Below are 16,407 nucleotides of genomic sequence, written 5' to 3'. Positions count from 1 at the left end.
AGAACCGAGGCACCGGCCGCAATAAACCGGACATACAGCAACTCCCGTGGCAGACCATCGCCACGGGAGTTGCTTTGTCGATATGTGACCTTCCGTCACACGGCGGTACTAGCCGCCGACGACTGTCACCTCACCGATGCCCAGCGCCTTGACGGGCTCGGCGATCTGCGCCGCATCGCCCACCAGGACCGTCACCAGCCGGTCCACGGGGAAGGCGTTCACGGCCGCCGCGGTCGCCTCGACCGTGCCGGTCTCCGCGAGGCGGACGTACAGCTGCGCCTGGAAGTCGTCCGGCAGGTGCTGCTCCACCTGGTCGGCGAGGGTGCCGGCAACGGCTGCCGCGGTCTCGTACTTCAGCGGCGCGACCCCGACGAGGTTCTGTACGGCGACATCCCGCTCGTCGTCCGTCAGCCCCTCTGCCGCGAGGGTGCGCAGCACGTTCCACAGGTCGTCGAGCGCCGGGACGGTGGAGGCGGTGTCCACCGACCCGCTGATGGCGAGCAGCGAGGCACCCGTGGCCCCCTCGGGGGACGTGGGAGCGGTGGAACGAAGCACCTGCCCGAAGGCACGCACCCCGTAGGTGTAGCCCTTCTCCTCGCGCAGCACACGGTCCAGACGGGAGGTGAGGGTGCCGCCCAGGCAGTACGTGCCGAGGACCTGCGCGGGCCACACCCGGTCGTGCCGGTCGGCGCCGATACGCCCGATGAGCAGCTGCGTCTGGACGGCGCCGGGGCGGTCCACGATCACCACGCGGCCGGTGTCATCGCCGACGATCGGCGAGGCCTTCAGCGGCTCGGCCGACGAGCCGCTCCACGCACCGAGCGTCTCGGCGAGCACGGCGTCCAGGTCGACCCCGGTGAAGTCACCGACGATGACGGCGGTGGCCGTGGCGGGCCGTACATGGGCGTCGTAGAAGGCGCGGACGGCCGCGGCATCGACGCGTCCGACGGTCTCCTCGGTGCCCTGGCGCGGCCGTGACATACGGGATGTGGCCGGGAACAGTTCCTTGGACAGCGCCATCGCCGCGCGCCGGGCCGGGTTGGCGAGCTCGTGCGGGATCTCGTCGAGACGGTTGCGCACCAGCCGCTCGACCTCGCTCTCCGGGAAGGCGGGCGTACGCAGCGCGTCGGCGAGCAGGACGAGTGCACGCGGCAGCCGGGACGCCGGCACCTCGAGGGAGACCCGTACACCGGGGTGGTCGGCGTGCGCGTCCAGGGTGGCGCCGCAGCGCTCCAGCTCGGCGGCGAACTCCTCCGCGTCGTGCTTGTCGGTGCCCTCGGACAGGGCGCGCGCCATGATCGTGGCGACGCCGTCCAGGCCCTCGGGCTCTGCCTCCAGCGGGGCGACGAGGTTGATCTCTACGGCGACGACCTGCTGGCCGGGGCGGTGGCTGGTCAGGAGGGTGAGCCCGTTGGGCAGTTGGCTGCGGTCGGGGGCCGGGAAGGCCCACGGCCTGGGCGCGCCGCCCTGGGGCTGCGGGTGAAAGTCCATGCTGCTCACGGGGGAATCGGCGTGGGTGGTGGCGTCGCTCACTGGTCCGCCTCCCCTTCCTCGGTGTCGGCGGCGTCGGTCGGCTCGGTGGGCTCGTAGACGAGCACCGCGCGGTTGTCGGGGCGCAGCCGGGCCTTGGCGACCGCCTGCACCTCCTCGGGAGTGATGTCCAGAACGCGCTGCACGGCGGTCAGCGCCAGCTGCGGGTCGCCGAACAGGACAGCGAAGCGGCACAGTTCGTCGGCGCGGCCGCTGACCGTGGCCAGCCGGTCCAGCCATTCGCGCTCCAGCTGGGCCTGTGCCCGCTCCATCTCCTCCGGGGTCGGTCCCTCAGCGGCGAAGCGGGCCAGCTCCTCGTCGACCGCGCGCTCGATGCCGGGGACCTCCACGCCGCCGGACGTCTTCACGTCCAGCCAGCCCAGCGAGGGTGCGCCGGCCAGCCGCAGCAGGCCGAAGCCGGCCGCCACGGCGCTGCGGTCGCGGCGCACCAGCCGGTTGTACAGGCGGGAGGACTCGCCGCCGCCCAGGACGGTCAGCGCGAGGTCGGCGGCGTCCGCCTCACGGGTGCCGTCGTGCGGCAGGCGGTAGGCCGCCATCAGGGCCCGGGCGGGCACGTCCTCCTCGACGACCTCGCGCAGCTCGCCGCCGATGACGTCGGGAAGCGTGCCGTCCCGCGGCGCCTGCTTGCCGTCGTGCGCGGGGATCGAGCCGAAGTACTTCTCGACCCAGGCCAGCGTCTGCTCGGGGTCGATGTCGCCCACGATCGACAGGACGACGTTGTTGGGCGCGTAGTACGTCCGGAAGAACGCCCGCGCGTCCTCCAGGGAGGCCGCGTCCAGATCGGCCATCGACCCGATGGGGGTGTGGTGGTACGGGTGGCCCTCGGGGTACGCCATGGCCGTCAGCTTCTCGAAGGCCGTGCCGTAGGGGACGTTGTCGTAGCGCTGGCGGCGCTCGTTCTTGACGACGTCGCGCTGGTTCTCCATGGACTCGTCGTCGAGCGCGGTCAGCAGCGAGCCCATCCGGTCGGCCTCCAGCCAGAGCGCGAGCTCCAGCTCGTGGGCGGGCATGGTCTCGAAGTAGTTGGTGCGCTCAAAGCTCGTGGTGCCGTTGAGCGAACCGCCGGCGCCCTGCACCAGCTCGAAGTGGCCGTTGCCCTTCACCTGCGCGGAGCCCTGGAACATCAGGTGCTCGAAGAGGTGAGCCAGGCCCGTACGGCCCTTGACCTCGTGGCGGGAGCCGACGTCGTACCACAGGCAGACCGCTGCGACCGGCGTCAGGTGGTCTTCGGAGAGCACCACGCGCAGGCCGTTGGCCAGCCGGTGCTCGGTTGCTGTCAGGCCGCCGGAGCCGGCTTGTTCTGTGGCCGTGTGACCCATGGGCATGTACGTCCCTTCGATCCGCTTGCGAGGAAGTTCTGTCACTGTATGCAAGCGCGTCGGCATCTGGCGAAGTCACCGGGCGGCCGGCCCGGGACGTGTGCCGTGCGCGACCCGCAGGGAGCTGAAAGGGGAGTCGCGGTCGGCGTTGTCAGTGGGGCGGTCCACAATGGTCCGCGTCAGACTCAGACATACTCGCGGGTCGATCCCTCAGCTGGTTGACCCGACTGGTTGACCGTTGTTCGATGCCGCCTCCCCGGCATCGGCAGTAGACGCAGCAGAAGGAGCCGCAGCCGCGATGGCCCGCCGCAGCACGAAGACCCCGCCGCCGGACGACTTCGAGGAGAGGATCCTCGACATCGACGTCGTCGACGAGATGCAGGGTTCCTTCCTCGAGTACGCGTATTCGGTCATCTACTCGCGCGCCCTGCCGGACGCCCGCGACGGTCTCAAGCCGGTGCACCGCCGCATCCTGTACCAGATGAACGAGATGGGGCTCCGGCCCGATCGCGGTTACGTCAAGTGCGCCCGCGTCGTCGGCGAGGTGATGGGTAAGCTCCATCCGCACGGCGACGCGTCGATCTACGACGCCCTGGTGCGTATGGCGCAGCCGTTCTCGATGCGGCTGCCGCTCGTCGACGGTCACGGCAACTTCGGTTCGCTGGGCAATGACGACCCGCCCGCCGCGATGCGGTACACCGAGTGCCGGATGGCGTCCGCGACGTCCCTGATGACGGAGTCCATCGAAGAGGACACCGTCGACTTCGCGCCGAACTACGACGGCCAGGAGCAGGAACCGGCCGCCCTCCCTGCCGCGTATCCGAACCTCCTGGTCAACGGCGCGTCCGGCATCGCCGTCGGTATGGCGACGAACATGCCGCCGCACAACCTGGGCGAGGTCATCGCCGCGGCCCGCCATCTGATCAAGCATCCGAACGCCGATCTCGACACCCTGATGCGCTTCGTGCCGGGTCCGGACCTGCCGACGGGCGGCCGGATCGTGGGCCTCGGCGGCGTACGGGACGCGTACGAGAAGGGCCGCGGCACGTTCAAGATCCGCGCGACGGTCGCGGTGGAGAACGTCACCGCCCGCCGCAAGGGTCTGGTCGTCACCGAACTCCCCTTCACGGTCGGCCCCGAAAAGGTCATCTCCAAGATCAAGGACCTGGTCGGTTCGAAGAAGCTCCAGGGCATCGCGGACGTCAAGGACCTCACCGACCGCGAGCACGGCCTGCGGCTGGTGATCGAGGTCAAGAACGGCTTCAACCCCGAGGCCGTATTGGAGCAGCTCTACAAGCTCACGCCGATGGAGGAGTCCTTCGGCATCAACAACGTCGCGCTGGTGGACGGCCAGCCCCTGACGCTGGGCCTCAAGGAACTGCTGGAGGTCTACGTCGACCACCGCTTCAACGTGGTGCGGCGGCGCAGCGAGTTCCGGCGGACCAAGCGGCGCGACCGCCTCCACCTCGTCGAGGGCCTGCTGACGGCCCTGGTGGACATCGACGAGGTGATCCGGCTCATCCGCTCCAGCGAGAACAGCGCACAGGCCAAGGAGCGGCTGATCGAGCGCTTCTCGTTGAGTGACATCCAGACGCAGTACATCCTCGACACCCCGCTGCGCCGGCTGACCAAGTTCGACCGTATCGAGCTGGAGTCGGAGCGTGACCGGCTGCAGGACGAGATCGAGAAGCTGACGCAGATCCTGGAGTCGGACGCCGAGCTGCGCAAGCTGGTGTCCGGCGAGCTGGCCGCGGTCGCGAAGAAGTACGGCACGGACCGGCGGACGGTCCTGCTGGAGTCGGCGGGCACCTCGGTCGGCGCGGTACCGCTGGAGGTCTCCGACGACCCGTGCCGGGTGCTGCTGTCCTCGACGGGGCTGCTGGCGCGTACGGTCGCCGGGGACGTGGCCTTCGACGCCGACGCCAAGCGCGTCAAGCACGATGTGATCGTCTCGGCGGTGCCGGCGACGACCCGCGGCGAGGTGGGCGCGGTGACGTCCCTGGGACGGCTGCTGCGGATCTCGGTGATCGATCTGCCGCACCTGCCGGAGACCGCGACGGCGCCCAGTCTCTCCGGGGGCGCGCCGCTCGCGGAGTTCCTGACGCTGGAGGACGGCGAGGAGCTGATCTGTCTCACGACGCTGGACGAGTCGTCGCCGGGCCTGGCGCTGGGCACGGAGCAGGGCGTCGTCAAGCGGGTGGTGCCCGACTACCCCGCCCACAAGGAGGAGTTGGAGGTCATCACCCTCAAGGACGGGGACCGCATCGTGGGCGCGGCCGAGCTGCGCACCGGTGAGGAGGACCTGGTCTTCGTCACCAGCGAGGCGCAGTTGCTGCGCTATCAAGCGTCGCAGGTGCGGCCGCAGGGCCGGCCGGCGGGCGGCATGGCGGGCGTCAAGCTGGCGGAGGGCGCAAAGGTGATCGCGTTCGCCGCGGTCGATCCGGCCTCCGAGGCCATGGTGTTCACGGTCGCCGGCTCGCACGGCACGCTGGACGACTCGGTGGCAACGGCCAAGCTCACCCCGTTCGACCAGTATCCGCGCAAGGGGCGGGCGACCGGCGGGGTGCGGTGCCAGCGGTTCTTGAAGGGTGAGGACGTGCTCATCCAGGCGTGGGTGGGGCCGGCTCCGGTGCGTGGCGCGGATGCCAAGGGCACTCCGGTCGAGATGCCGGAGGTGGACCCGCGGCGGGACGGCTCGGGTGTGCCGCTGATGAAGACGGTGACAGCGCTGGCGGGGCCGGTGTAACCCGGCGCGTGACAGATGCGGGTGACGCCGTCGGGCCGGTGGAGGACCGGCCCGGCGGTGTCAGCCGTCTGCGGAGTCCTCGCGCGCTGCCACGTACCGCAGCACGCCCCACATGCTGTTCTGGTCGGCGTCCGACGGTGAGCTTTCGCGGCAGTTGTCCAGTTCCTTGTGCAGGGCCGGTGCGTCGATGCCGCTGCCGATCATGACGAGCTGGGTGCACCGCTCCTCGCCCTTCGGCCACGGTGCAGGGTAGAAGCGCAGGAAGTCACCGACGGCGTGCACCGTGAACTTCTGGCGGTTCTCCGGTACGTCGAAGTGGACGAATCCCTTGATGCGGTAGAGGCCGGCGGGGCGGCTGTCGAGGAAGTCCATGAGGCGGCGCGGGTGCATCGGCTCGACGGAGGTGAACTCCACGCTCTGGTAGGCCGCATGGAAGTGACCTGCGTCGTGGGTGTGGCCGGGGTGGTCGCACTGGCCTTCCGGGCCGTGCGCGGAGTCCTCGTTCGCCGCGGCCTCGCGCAGCAGGTCCTCGAAGGACAGCTGGCGTACGGCCGCGTCGTGGTCGTCACCCGGCCCGTGGTCGAAGAACAGCTCGGGATCGATCCGTCCGTACGCCGTGCAGAGCACGGGCCGGCCAGGAGCGAGATCCACGAGCGTGTCCATGAGGTGCTGCCGTGCCGCGTCACCGATGCGATCGGCCTTGTTGAGCACCACGATGTCGGCGATGCCCACATGCCGGTCCAGCTCCGGATGCCGGGTTCTGGTGTCCTCGAACTCCGCGGCGTCGACGACCTCGATCAGCCCGCCGTAGACGATCCGGTCGTTGTCACTGGCGAGGATCATCCGGATGAGTTCCTGCGGCTCGGCCAGCCCGCTGGCCTCGATGACGATCACATCGATCCGGGCAGCGGGGCGCGCGAGCCGCTCCAGGTAGGTGTCCAGTTCGCTGGTGTCGACCGCACAGCACAGACAGCCGTTGCCGAGCGAGACCATCGAATCCACCTGCCCGGCGACGGTCATGGCGTCGATCTCGATGCTGCCGAAGTCATTGACGATCGCACCGATACGGGTGCCGTCGCCGTTACCGAGGAGGTGGTTGAGCAACGTGGTCTTGCCTGACCCGAGGAAGCCCGCGAGCACGACGACCGGGATCTGTTGCGTGCCCAAGGGGGCGCCTCCATGGTGCGGGTGGCGGGCCGCGCTGACCGGCGGCGGACGAGCTGCCGATCGTAACGGAATGCCCGCGCCGCGAGCCCGGCCCGGCCCGCCCCGCACCCGCACCCGCACCCGCACCCGCACCCGCACCCGCCTACGGCGCTCCCCGCTAGCAGGACGCGACGACGGGCAGCGGCTGCGGCGGAGGCGGACCGACGTACCGGGCCGCGGGGCGAATGATCTTCGAATCCTCGGCCTGCTCCAGGATGTTGGCGCTCCAGCCCACCACGCGGGCCGCGCAGAAGGTGGGCGTGAACATCTCGCGCGGCAGCCCGCACAGCTCCATGACGACCCCCGCGTAGAGCTCCACATTGGTATGCAGCTCACGTCCGGGCTTGAGCTCGGCCAGCAGCTCTTCGACCCTCGCCTCCACCTGGACAGCGAAGTCCACCAGCGGCCCACCGATCTGCTGGGCAATGCCTCGGAGCATCCTGGAGCGCGGGTCCTCGGTGCGGTATACGGAGTGGCCGAAACCCATGATCCGGTCCCCGCTCAGGACGCGGTCGCGGATCCAGGAGTCGATGCGGTCGGGTGTGCCGATGGCGTCGAGCATGTCCAGGGCTCGGCTGGGCGCACCGCCGTGCAGCGGTCCGGAGAGGGCTCCGACGGCACCGACCAGGCAGGCCGCGAGATCGGCGCCGGTGGAGGCGATGACGCGTCCGGTGAAGGTCGATGCGTTGAAGCCATGGTCGATGGTGGAGATCAGATACGCCTCGATCGCCCGGACCCGGTCAGGCTCCGGCTCGTCGCCGGTGAGCATGTAGAGGTAGTTGGCGGCGTAGCTCAGATCCGGGCGGGGCTCGACGGGCTGCAGGCCCCGGCCGAGCCGGTGGAGCGCGGTGACCAGGGTCGGTACGGCGGCGCACGCGGCAAGGGCGTCGGCACGCCGGCGGCCGGCGTCGATGTCGTACAGGGGCCGGAAGCCGGCTGTCGCACCCAGCAGGGACAGGGCCGTGCGCAGCCCGGCAAGAGGGCCGGAGACCACGCCGGCACGGGCGAGGGCGGGCAGCGCATCGCGTACGGCCGCGGGCAGTGGGCGCAGAGCGGCGGTCTCGGCCCTGAAGTTCGCGAGCTGCGCCGCGTCGGGCAGCTCCCCGTGGAACATCAGGTACCAGACGTCCTCGAAGGTGCGGGCCGTCGCCAGCTCGACGGCGGAGTACTGGCGGTAGTGGTAGAAGCCCTCGATGCCCCGGACGTCGCCCAGTTGGGTCTCGGTAACGATGACGCCCGCAAGCCCACGGGGTGCATCGATCGGTGTCTTCGCCTCGGCACTCGGCATTGCTGATCCCCTTGCCCTTCCTCACCTAAATATTGATCAGACTGTCTATGCTTGACTCAAGCATTGTCAATATTGATTGAATCAATGTGGATGAGTCTGGATACGGTGAGCCCATGGCGGATCGAGACACGGCACAGGACACGGGCAGGCACCGACTGAGCACCCGAGAGGCAGCCGACCGGCTGGGCGTGAAGCCGGAGACGGTGTACGCCTATGTCAGCCGCGGCCAGCTGACCAGCCGTCGCGAGCCGGGCGCCCGCGGCAGCACCTTCGACGCGAAGGAGGTCGACGCGCTCGCCCGACGTGCCGGCCGCCGCGACCCCTCCCCCGCCGGCAGCGAGCTGGCGGTCAGAACGGGCGTCACACTGATCGACCGCGACCACTGTTACTTCCGCGGCGTCGACTCATCGGAACTGGCCGCCCACTACAGCTACGAGGAAGTAGCCGAGTGGTTGTGGACCGGCGAGCTGCGCCCCGGCATCCGCTTCACGGCACCCCCGGACGCACTGTCGGCCGCCCACCGTGCCGTAATGGCACTGCCGGCCCACAGCGGACCGATGGACCGGCTACGGGTCGCCGCAATCGCCGCTGCGGCCGCCGACCCGCTCCGATTCGACCTGTCCGAGGACACCGTCGTCGGCACCGCCCGCACCCTCATCCCGACGCTCGTCGACGCGCTGCCGTCGCACGACCCCCGGCAGAGCGCTGCCGGCCCCCTCGCCGCGCGCCTCTGGTCACGGCTGACCGCGGAACCCGGCGACGTCGCGGCACTTCGCGTCCTGGACGCCGCGCTGCTCCTGCTCATCGACCACGACCTCGCCGCCTCGACGTTCGCGGTACGCGTCGCCGCCTCCGCCCGCGCCCATCCGTACGCGATCGTCTCGGCGGGCTTCGGAGCACTGGACGGCGTGCTGCACGGCGCGGCGAGCGGACTCGCCCACCGGATGCTGGTGGAGGTGCGGGACCGGGGCAGCGCTGCTGCCGTGGTCGCCGACCACCTACGGGCCGGCCGCCGGGTCCCGGGTCTCGGTCACCCCCTCTACCCGGGCGAGGACCCCCGGGCCCGCACCCTGTTCCGCCTCCTGGAGGACGTCCCGCGGGCCCGCCCCACCCTCCAGGCCGCCCGGCAAGTGATCACCACCACTGCCCGGCACACGGAGCTGCATGCCAATGTCGATCTAGCGCTGGCCGTACTGACCGTCTCGACAGGTATGCCGACGGAGGCAGGCGAGACCATCTTCGCCATCGCCCGCACCGCCGGCTGGATCGCCCACGCCCTGGAGGAATACGCCGAACCACCCCTCCGTATGCGCCCGAATGGTCACTACCAGGGCCCCCGCCCACCGCAGCCGCTGCCGCTGCCGCTGCCGTGACGGAAAGCTGCGGCAGGGCGCCCCCAGGGTGATGCGAGGACTCCGGCACCATCGGGCGCGGACCGCCGGAATCCTGGCGTCCCGGAGCTCACACGAAGGGGCAGTTGCCCTCGCCCCGGGTCATCCCGCTCCCCATCGCCCGACTGCACACCCACCCGGAACCCGACACGGGGCAGATGAGGTTAGGCTCACCTATGTGAGTACCTGTGCCACCGCTTCTCGTGAATCGGCCGAATCTCTCGCCGGGACCGCGGCCCCTGCCCGGACCTGGCTGCTCATCGAGCAGCCGGGGCCCTGGGGCACCCATGCACTGACGGACAGCCACCTCCACCCTGACGTCGGCCGGGCACTGGAAACCGCGGCAGAGGGAACGGGCGTACGCATCGCCCTGATCCGCCGACCGGGACGCCATGCCGACCGACACGGCACCTCCCGGCGGCGGCTGTTCCTCGCACACACCGCGCCGGGACGTTCCTGGATCCGCACGACCTCCATCACCGACCCGCAGGCGGCCCTCGGGCTGGACTTCGCGGCCCTGGGAGCGGGAGAGCATCACGGCCTCTGGGAGCCGTACATCGGTGAGCCGCTGGTCCTGGTGTGCACCAACGGCAAGCGGGACCGTTGCTGCGCCCTGCTCGGTCGGCCGCTGGCCGCCGAGCTCGCCGCCGGTGGAACCGAGGCCTGGGAGGTCACCCACATCGGGGGGCATCGCTTCTCCCCCACCCTTTTCGTCCTCCCCTACGGCTACGCCTACGGACGGGCCTCGGCCCCCCTCGTCAAGGAGGCCGTGGAGACGGCGCGCGACGGACGGATCACGCTGGACCACGCCCGTGGCCGCTCGGCCTGGGACCGGCCGGCCCAGGCCGCCGACCTTGCGGTCCGTGAACTGATCGGGGAGGACCTGGCGGACGCACTCGACGTCGTACGGACCGACACGGTGTGGCCCGAACCGCGGTCGGCCGACAGCCTGACGCCCGGCAGCGCGACCCTTGCCGGAGCCACCGCCGCCTGGGCGGTCACCGTGGCGCACTCCGACGGCCGCGCCTGGCGGGTCATCGTCGAACAGCGGGCCGATGGTGCTGCGGCGCCCGCCAGCTGTGGTGCGCCGCTCGGTCCACCGGCGCGTATGGCCATTGCCTCCATCAGCGCGGCGAGCAGCATGCCGCACAGGACGGTCCAGGCCGTCGGCAGGTGACTCGGCGGGCTCCCCAAGACGCTCACCGGGTACTTCATCACCCTGCGCTCCCCAGCCCTGCGCTTCCGCCTCAGAGATCAGGCACGGCCCCTCGTACGGACCGATCCGCCGCCCGCCCGGAGGCCGACAGTCACTCCGACCACATGCGGCCCCACCGGTCGCGCGAACCGCACCCAGCAGCGGGCGACTGCTCCACGACCAGGTGAGACGGCAGGACAGACCCACCGACCAGCTGCGCCGGAACCGTCCGCCCGCGCCCCACCTCCCGAGCGGCACATGTCCCTCCCTCCTCCACGACTTGCGCCAGATCCCATGACTGCCCTCCCCCGTCGGCCGCATGATCGCTCCCTTCCGCTCGCCCCATCGCGCACCATGTACTGCCGGGTCGGTTGGCGCCCTGGCGCAAGGCCCACCCACCTGCTCACCGTGCGAGGTTACGCGCGCGCAATCCGCAACCGAAAGGCCTGTGGATAACCGCTCCCGACTGCCTCCCGGCCTCGTTGACGCGTATCTGACGTGGGCCCTTCGTCGCTGAAGTCAGCCCTCTGCCACCGATCGGCTAGACGCCACTTAAGCCACTCACGCCGACACCTCAATGGCCTCCCTCCTGCTGCCGATTGCACGGATGAGCGGAGGCCGAGCGCGACGAGTCGACGAGCGGCCGTGAGTCGCGGCATTGACGTCACCGTCGGCCCAGTCAGCAGTGAGCGTCACGTTCTGCGGCGGCTCGCGACGGGCGACGCACCTCGCGAGTCGCCGCCCCGACACCCTCCGAATTCGTTCCGTCAGGGATTACCGGCCGACCTATCTCCACGCTTACTGTTCGTTCGTATGGGCGAGAAGGAAGCGTCGGTCCCCCGCCCGAGCGCCGCAGAGCCCTCGGGTTCCGCCCCGTTTCCCACCGAGGCAGCCTCCGGAGCCCACGGCAGCGAGCCACGCAGCACCCCGCACACGACTGACGGTCCACCGCACCGGCCGGGAGCTCCCGGCACTCGGGCCCTGGCCGATTACAGCCCTACCGACCACGCAACGCGCCGGACGAGGCCGCGGCTGGGGTGGCCGCGGCGGGTCTTCTCCCAGGTGCTGATGGTGCAGCTGGCCATCGCAGCCGGTGTCACAGCCCTGGCGACCGGCCTGTTCCTTGCCCCGCTCAGTGCACAGCTCGACGACCAGGCGATGCGCCGCGCTCTCGCCATCGCGCAGACCACCGCGGCCGAGCCTCGGCTTGACGATGCCCTGGAGTCCTCCCGTCCGACGCGCCATGGCCCCGTACAGCACGAGGCGGAGCGGATTCGCGCGGCCACCGGCGCCGAGTACGTAGTGATCATGGATAGGCGAGGGGTCCGCTGGTCCCATACCGACCCCGATGAGATCGGCCGCCACGTCTCGACCGATCCGAGCGTCGCGCTCTCCGGCCAGGAGGTGATGCAGATCGACGAGGGCACACTGGGCCGGTCCGCGCGCGGCAAGGTCCCGCTCCGTGACGAGGACGGCAAGGTCGTCGGTGCCGTCTCCGTCGGCATCGCGTACGAAAGCGTGCAGGAACGGCTGCTCTCCACCGTCCCCCAATTGCTCGCCTACGCGGGCGGAGCACTCGCCGTGGGCGCGCTCGCCGCCTATCTCGTCGCCCGCCGGCTCCAGCGCCGTACCCACGACCTGGCGTTCTCCGACATCTCCGCGTTGCTCGTCGAGCGGGAGGCGATGCTGCACGGCATCCGGGAAGGGTTCCTGGCCCTCGACAAGAACGGCCGCATCCGTCTGCTGAACGACGAGGCGCAGCGTCTCCTGGACCTCCATGCCGAGGACACCGGCCGGCCCCTGGACGCGGTCCTGCCGCCCGGCCGTACGACGGACGTCCTGGCAGGCCGCGTTTCCGGGGCGGACCTACTGACTGTCAGCGGGCACCGGGTCCTGGTGGCGAACCACATGCCGACCGACGACGGCGGTGCGGTGGTCACCCTGCGCGACCGTACGGAGCTGGAGCGGCTGGGGCGAGAGCTGGACGGCACCCGTGGCCTCATCGATGCCCTCCGTGCCCAGGACCATGAGCACGCCAACCGGCTGCACACCCTTCTCGGCCTGCTCGAACTCGGGCTGCACGAGGAGGCAGTGGAGTTTGTGACACAGGCCGTGGGCGTGCATCACGCGACCGCCGAGCAGGTCACCGAGCGCATCCACGATCCGCTGCTGGCTGCCCTGCTGGTGGGCAAGGCCACGGTCGCCACCGAGCGTGGCGCCTCCCTGCGCATCTCCCCCCGTACACACCTCCCCGACCGCCTGGTCGACCCGCACAGTCTGGTCACCATCCTGGGCAACCTCGTCGACAACGCACTGGACGCCACCTCGGGTGAGCGTGACGCGCAGTTGGAGGCGGAGGTCCGCGCCGAGGGCCGCACCGCCGTCGTGCGCGTCAGCGACAACGGACCGGGCGTGCCCGAGGAGCGCCGCGGGGAGATCTTCACCGAGGGCTGGACGACGAAGGAACCGCCGGCCCACGGGCAGCGCGGCATCGGCCTCGCGCTCGTACGGCGTCTCGCCGAGCGTTTCGGAGGCAGCGTCGAGGTGGGCGAACGCCCCGGTGGCGGAGCTGTGTTCACCGTGACGGTCCCCGACGCACTGTCCGAAGAGCTTCCCGAAGCGCGTGAAGCAACCCTCCAGGAAGCAGTCACGGGCACTCACGTCACCAGACAGCCCGAAGGGGGCACTCGCCGCCCCGACGGCTCCACGGGGGCCGCCAGATGATCGACGTACTGGTCGTGGACGACGATGCGCAGGTCGCGAAGATCAACGCTGCCTACGTCGCAAAGATCGAGGGCTTCCGTGTCAGTTGCCTCGCGCACTCGGCCGCTGAGGCCCTTGCCGCCCTTGAGACCCACTCCGTCGATCTGATCCTTCTGGACCACTACCTACCCGACAGAACAGGACTCCAACTGGTCGGCGACCTGCGGCGGCGCGGCCTGGTCACCGACGTGATCATGGTGACGGCCGCGCGCGACATCGCCACCGTGCAGGCCGCGATGCGCCACGGTGCGCTGCAGTACCTCGTCAAACCGTTCACCTTCGCAGGCCTGCGCTCCAAGTTGCTGGGATACGCAGCGCTGCACCGTACCTTTGCGGGCGGCGGACAGGCCGAGCAGTCCGAAGTAGACCGGATCTTCGGAGCGTTGGGAGCCGCCAACGCGGGTCCCGCTGAGTTGCCGAAGGGACACTCCACCGCCACGGCCGACCGGGTGCGCTCGGTGCTCCGCTCCGCGGACGCCCCGCTGTCGGCGCAGGACGTCGCCCTCCAGGCAGGGCTGAGCCGGCAGACCGCACAGCGCTACCTCAAGCTCCTGGAACGCGCCGGGCGGGTGCGCCTCACGCTCAAGTACGGCGAGACCGGCCGCCCCGAGCACCGCTACGAGTGGGTCTAGCCGGGAAAATGAACGCCACACCGAGCTGATGGGCACCGGGAAACCGGTGCCCATCAGCTCGGTGTGGCAACCATGCAACACGCGACTGCGGCGCCTGTCCGCTCCAGGGCCAGACCATCGCCGCCCGCCCCGGGGGTATCGGAATATGTCGAACAGGCCTAAGCCGCCCCCGCCCCTGTCAGCGCCCGCACCTCCGTCTCCGCATGCCGTGCCTCATCGGCGGCCTCGGGGGAGAGCACCGTTCCCAGCCACCCCATCAGGAAGCCCAGCGGGATCGATACGACACCGGGGTTGTCGAGCGGGAAGAAGGCAAAGTCCATCCCCGGGAAAAGTGACTCCTGGCTGCCGGAGACCACCGGTGAGAGAACGACCAGGGTGATCGCCGGAATCAGGCCGCCATAGACGGACCAGACCGCGCCCCGGGTTGTGAAGCGGCGCCAGAAGAGCGTGTACAGCAGGGCCGGAAGATCGGCCGATGCGGCAACTGCGAAGGCCAGGCCCACCAGGAAGGCGACGTTGAGGTCCTGGGCCAGCAGGGCGAGGCCGATCGCGACCGCGCCGACGGCCACCGCTGCGATGCGCGCCACGGTCACCTCCGCGCGCTGGGCATCCTGCGCCGTGCCGCGCGGGCGCCGTAGCGAGGCATACAGGTCGTGCGCGACGGAAGCCGACGAGGCGAGCGTGATGCCCGCGACCACGGCCAGGATGGTCGCGAACGCGACTGCGGCCACCACTGCGAAGAGAACCGTGCCGCCGGTCGAACCCGCGCCGCCTCCCAGATCGAGGGCCAGCAGCGGGACTGCGGTGTTGCCGGCCGTATTGGACGTACGGACGGCGTCGCTGCCGAGTACCGCCGCGGCACCGAAGCCGAGCACGATGGTCATCAAGTAGAAGCCACCGATCAGCCCGATGGACCAGACGACGGATCGACGGGCGGAACGTGCCGTCGGGACGGTGTAGAAGCGGGAGAGGATGTGCGGCAGCCCGGCGGTGCCCAGGACGAGCGCGATGCCGAGGCTGATGAAGTCCAGCCGAGAGACCCAGTCCTCACCGTATTTGAGGCCAGGTGCGAGGAAGTCGCGACCGTGGCCGCTGCGTTCGGCGGCGGTGTTCAGCAGGACGTTGAAGTCGCCGTGAAACCGGACGAGTACCAGGACGGTCAGGGCGATGGCGCCACCCATGAGGAGCACGGCTTTGACGATCTGGATCCAGGTTGTGGCACGCATCCCGCCGAAGGCGACGTAGACCACCATCAAGGCGCCGACCCCGATCACCATCCAGGTACGGGCCTGCTGGCCGGCGCCCCCCAGGAGCAGGGCGACCAGACTGCCGGCCCCGACCATCTGCGCCACCAGGTAGAGCACCGACACGGTGACGGAGGCCGCCCCGGCCGCCACACGGACGGGACGTTCCCGCATCCGGGCAGCGACGACATCGGCGAGGGTGAATCTGCCGCAGTTGCGGACCAGTTCGGCGACGAGGAACAGAACCACGAGCCACGCGACGAGGAAGCCGACCGAGTACAACAGGCCGTCGTAACCGAAGAGGGCGATCAGCCCGGAAATCCCGAGGAAGGAGGCGGCGGACATGTAGTCCCCCGCGATGGCGAAACCGTTCTCCATCGGGGAGAAAAGCCTCCCGCCCGCGTAGAACTCTTCGGCGGAGCCGTGTCTGCGACGGCTCACCCAGGTGGTGATCGCCAGGGTGATGGCGATGAACACGCTGAACAGAACCCAGGCAAGAGTCTGGTGGTCGTCGGTCACCGTACGTTCCCTCCGGTGAGCTCCTGGGTTTCCCAGCGGATGTCGAGCGCCGCGCTGTCCCTGCGCCGCCGGGCATGGCGTGCGTACGCCCAGGTCAGCAGGAATGTCGTGGCGAACTGGCCGAGTCCGGCCAGCATCGCGACATTCAGGGCGCCGGCGACGCGATGGGCCATGAGGCCGGGCGCTGCGGTCGCCGCGATCACGTAGGCGAGGTACCAGGCCAGGAAAACCGCCGTGCCGGGCAGGACGAACCGCCGGTAGCGGCGGCGCACCTCCTGGAAGGCCGCGCTTCTTTGCACCGCGAGGTAGACCTCGTCATGCGGCGCGGACCGCTCGTCCTCGGGTACCGGTACCGGCCGGGGTGACTGCCCGCTGCCCCACTCGGCCGCTGCCTCCGCTGGGCCGTCCAGCTCGCCCCACCCGGAGGCGAGAGCGTCGTACCAGGGGTCGTCGAGCCGTACGCCCCCTGATTCACCGGCCGAGCGGCCGTCCTGCTTGTCCACCGAACTCTCCTTGGTGCACGGGGCTGTTGTCCGTGCGACCCAAGGTTGGA

The 16,407-nt window shown here is 70.2% G+C and carries 11 protein-coding genes; 5 read left to right on the top strand and 6 right to left on the bottom strand.

The window, feature by feature from the left end:
- Positions 1-108: 108 nt before the first annotated feature.
- Positions 109-1,491, bottom strand: a complete 1,383-nt coding sequence (locus ABR737_RS34000; protein WP_350257032.1) for a M16 family metallopeptidase — start codon at positions 1,489-1,491, stop codon at positions 109-111.
- 38 nt (positions 1,492-1,529) lie between these two features.
- Positions 1,530-2,870 carry a M16 family metallopeptidase gene (locus ABR737_RS33995; protein WP_088800441.1) on the bottom strand — a complete coding sequence of 447 codons (1,341 nt, stop codon included), beginning with the start codon at positions 2,868-2,870 and terminating at the stop codon, positions 1,530-1,532.
- 298 nt (positions 2,871-3,168) lie between these two features.
- Here ABR737_RS33995 and ABR737_RS33990 point away from each other — a divergent pair, with 298 nt between their 5' ends.
- Positions 3,169-5,616, top strand: a complete 2,448-nt coding sequence (locus ABR737_RS33990; RefSeq protein ID WP_350254790.1) for a DNA gyrase/topoisomerase IV subunit A — start codon at positions 3,169-3,171, stop codon at positions 5,614-5,616.
- Between the two features lie 60 nt (positions 5,617-5,676).
- On the opposite strand, the gene ABR737_RS33985 is transcribed toward ABR737_RS33990, so the two are convergent.
- Positions 5,677-6,783: a CobW family GTP-binding protein gene (locus ABR737_RS33985; protein ID WP_350254788.1), complete on the bottom strand. Its 1,107-nt coding sequence runs from the start codon at positions 6,781-6,783 to the stop codon at positions 5,677-5,679.
- A gap of 157 nt (positions 6,784-6,940) precedes the next feature.
- The gene (locus ABR737_RS33980; protein WP_350254787.1) at positions 6,941-8,110 is read right to left on the bottom strand and encodes a citrate synthase/methylcitrate synthase; all 1,170 of its coding nucleotides are present in this window, start codon (positions 8,108-8,110) and stop codon (positions 6,941-6,943) included.
- Positions 8,111-8,223: 113 nt separating this feature from the next.
- Between ABR737_RS33980 and ABR737_RS33975 the strand changes: the two genes are divergently transcribed.
- The 4 genes from ABR737_RS33975 (at position 8,224) to ABR737_RS33960 (ending at position 14,091) form a co-directional block, all read left to right on the top strand.
- On the top strand, positions 8,224-9,483 hold the full coding sequence (locus ABR737_RS33975; protein ID WP_350254786.1) for a citrate/2-methylcitrate synthase: 1,260 nt from the start codon (positions 8,224-8,226) through the stop codon (positions 9,481-9,483).
- Between the two features lie 196 nt (positions 9,484-9,679).
- Complete coding sequence (locus ABR737_RS33970; RefSeq protein ID WP_350254784.1) at positions 9,680-10,678, top strand: ferredoxin family protein; 999 nt, start codon at positions 9,680-9,682, stop codon at positions 10,676-10,678.
- A gap of 1,086 nt (positions 10,679-11,764) precedes the next feature.
- Positions 11,765-13,420: an ATP-binding protein gene (locus ABR737_RS33965; protein ID WP_350254782.1), complete on the top strand. Its 1,656-nt coding sequence runs from the start codon at positions 11,765-11,767 to the stop codon at positions 13,418-13,420.
- Entirely contained in the window at positions 13,417-14,091 is a 675-nt protein-coding gene (locus ABR737_RS33960) for a DUF7342 family protein (protein ID WP_350254780.1), read from the top strand. The genes ABR737_RS33965 and ABR737_RS33960 overlap by 4 nt, the downstream gene beginning before the upstream one ends.
- 158 nt (positions 14,092-14,249) lie before the next feature.
- Here ABR737_RS33960 and ABR737_RS33955 read toward each other — a convergent pair whose 3' ends face one another.
- Both ABR737_RS33955 and ABR737_RS33950 read right to left on the bottom strand, forming a co-directional pair.
- Positions 14,250-15,854, bottom strand: a complete 1,605-nt coding sequence (locus tag ABR737_RS33955) for a monocarboxylic acid transporter (protein WP_350254778.1) — start codon at positions 15,852-15,854, stop codon at positions 14,250-14,252.
- A complete protein-coding gene (locus ABR737_RS33950; protein ID WP_350254776.1) occupies positions 15,851-16,357 on the bottom strand; it encodes a DUF485 domain-containing protein in 507 nt (168 codons plus the stop codon). The genes ABR737_RS33955 and ABR737_RS33950 overlap by 4 nt, the downstream gene beginning before the upstream one ends.
- Between the last annotated feature and the right edge of the window lie 50 nt (positions 16,358-16,407).

Source organism: Streptomyces sp. Edi2 (genome assembly GCF_040253635.1).
Classification (GTDB): Bacteria; Actinomycetota; Actinomycetes; order Streptomycetales; family Streptomycetaceae; genus Streptomyces.
This window is presented reverse-complemented; position numbering and strand designations above follow the sequence as displayed.

Excerpts from the sequence above, each read along its gene's own strand:
- ABR737_RS33980 (WP_350254787.1), bottom strand. The coding sequence starts at position 8,110 with ATGCCGAGTGCCGAGGCGAAGACACCGATCGATGCACCCCGTGGGCTT.
- ABR737_RS33995 (WP_088800441.1), bottom strand. The coding sequence starts at position 2,870 with ATGGGTCACACGGCCACAGAACAAGCCGGCTCCGGCGGCCTGACAGCA.
- ABR737_RS33975 (WP_350254786.1), top strand. The coding sequence starts at position 8,224 with ATGGCGGATCGAGACACGGCACAGGACACGGGCAGGCACCGACTGAGC.
- ABR737_RS33990 (WP_350254790.1), top strand. The coding sequence starts at position 3,169 with ATGGCCCGCCGCAGCACGAAGACCCCGCCGCCGGACGACTTCGAGGAG.
- ABR737_RS33960 (WP_350254780.1), top strand. The coding sequence starts at position 13,417 with ATGATCGACGTACTGGTCGTGGACGACGATGCGCAGGTCGCGAAGATC.
- ABR737_RS34000 (WP_350257032.1), bottom strand. The coding sequence starts at position 1,491 with ATGGACTTTCACCCGCAGCCCCAGGGCGGCGCGCCCAGGCCGTGGGCC.
- ABR737_RS33965 (WP_350254782.1), top strand. The coding sequence starts at position 11,765 with ATGGTGCAGCTGGCCATCGCAGCCGGTGTCACAGCCCTGGCGACCGGC.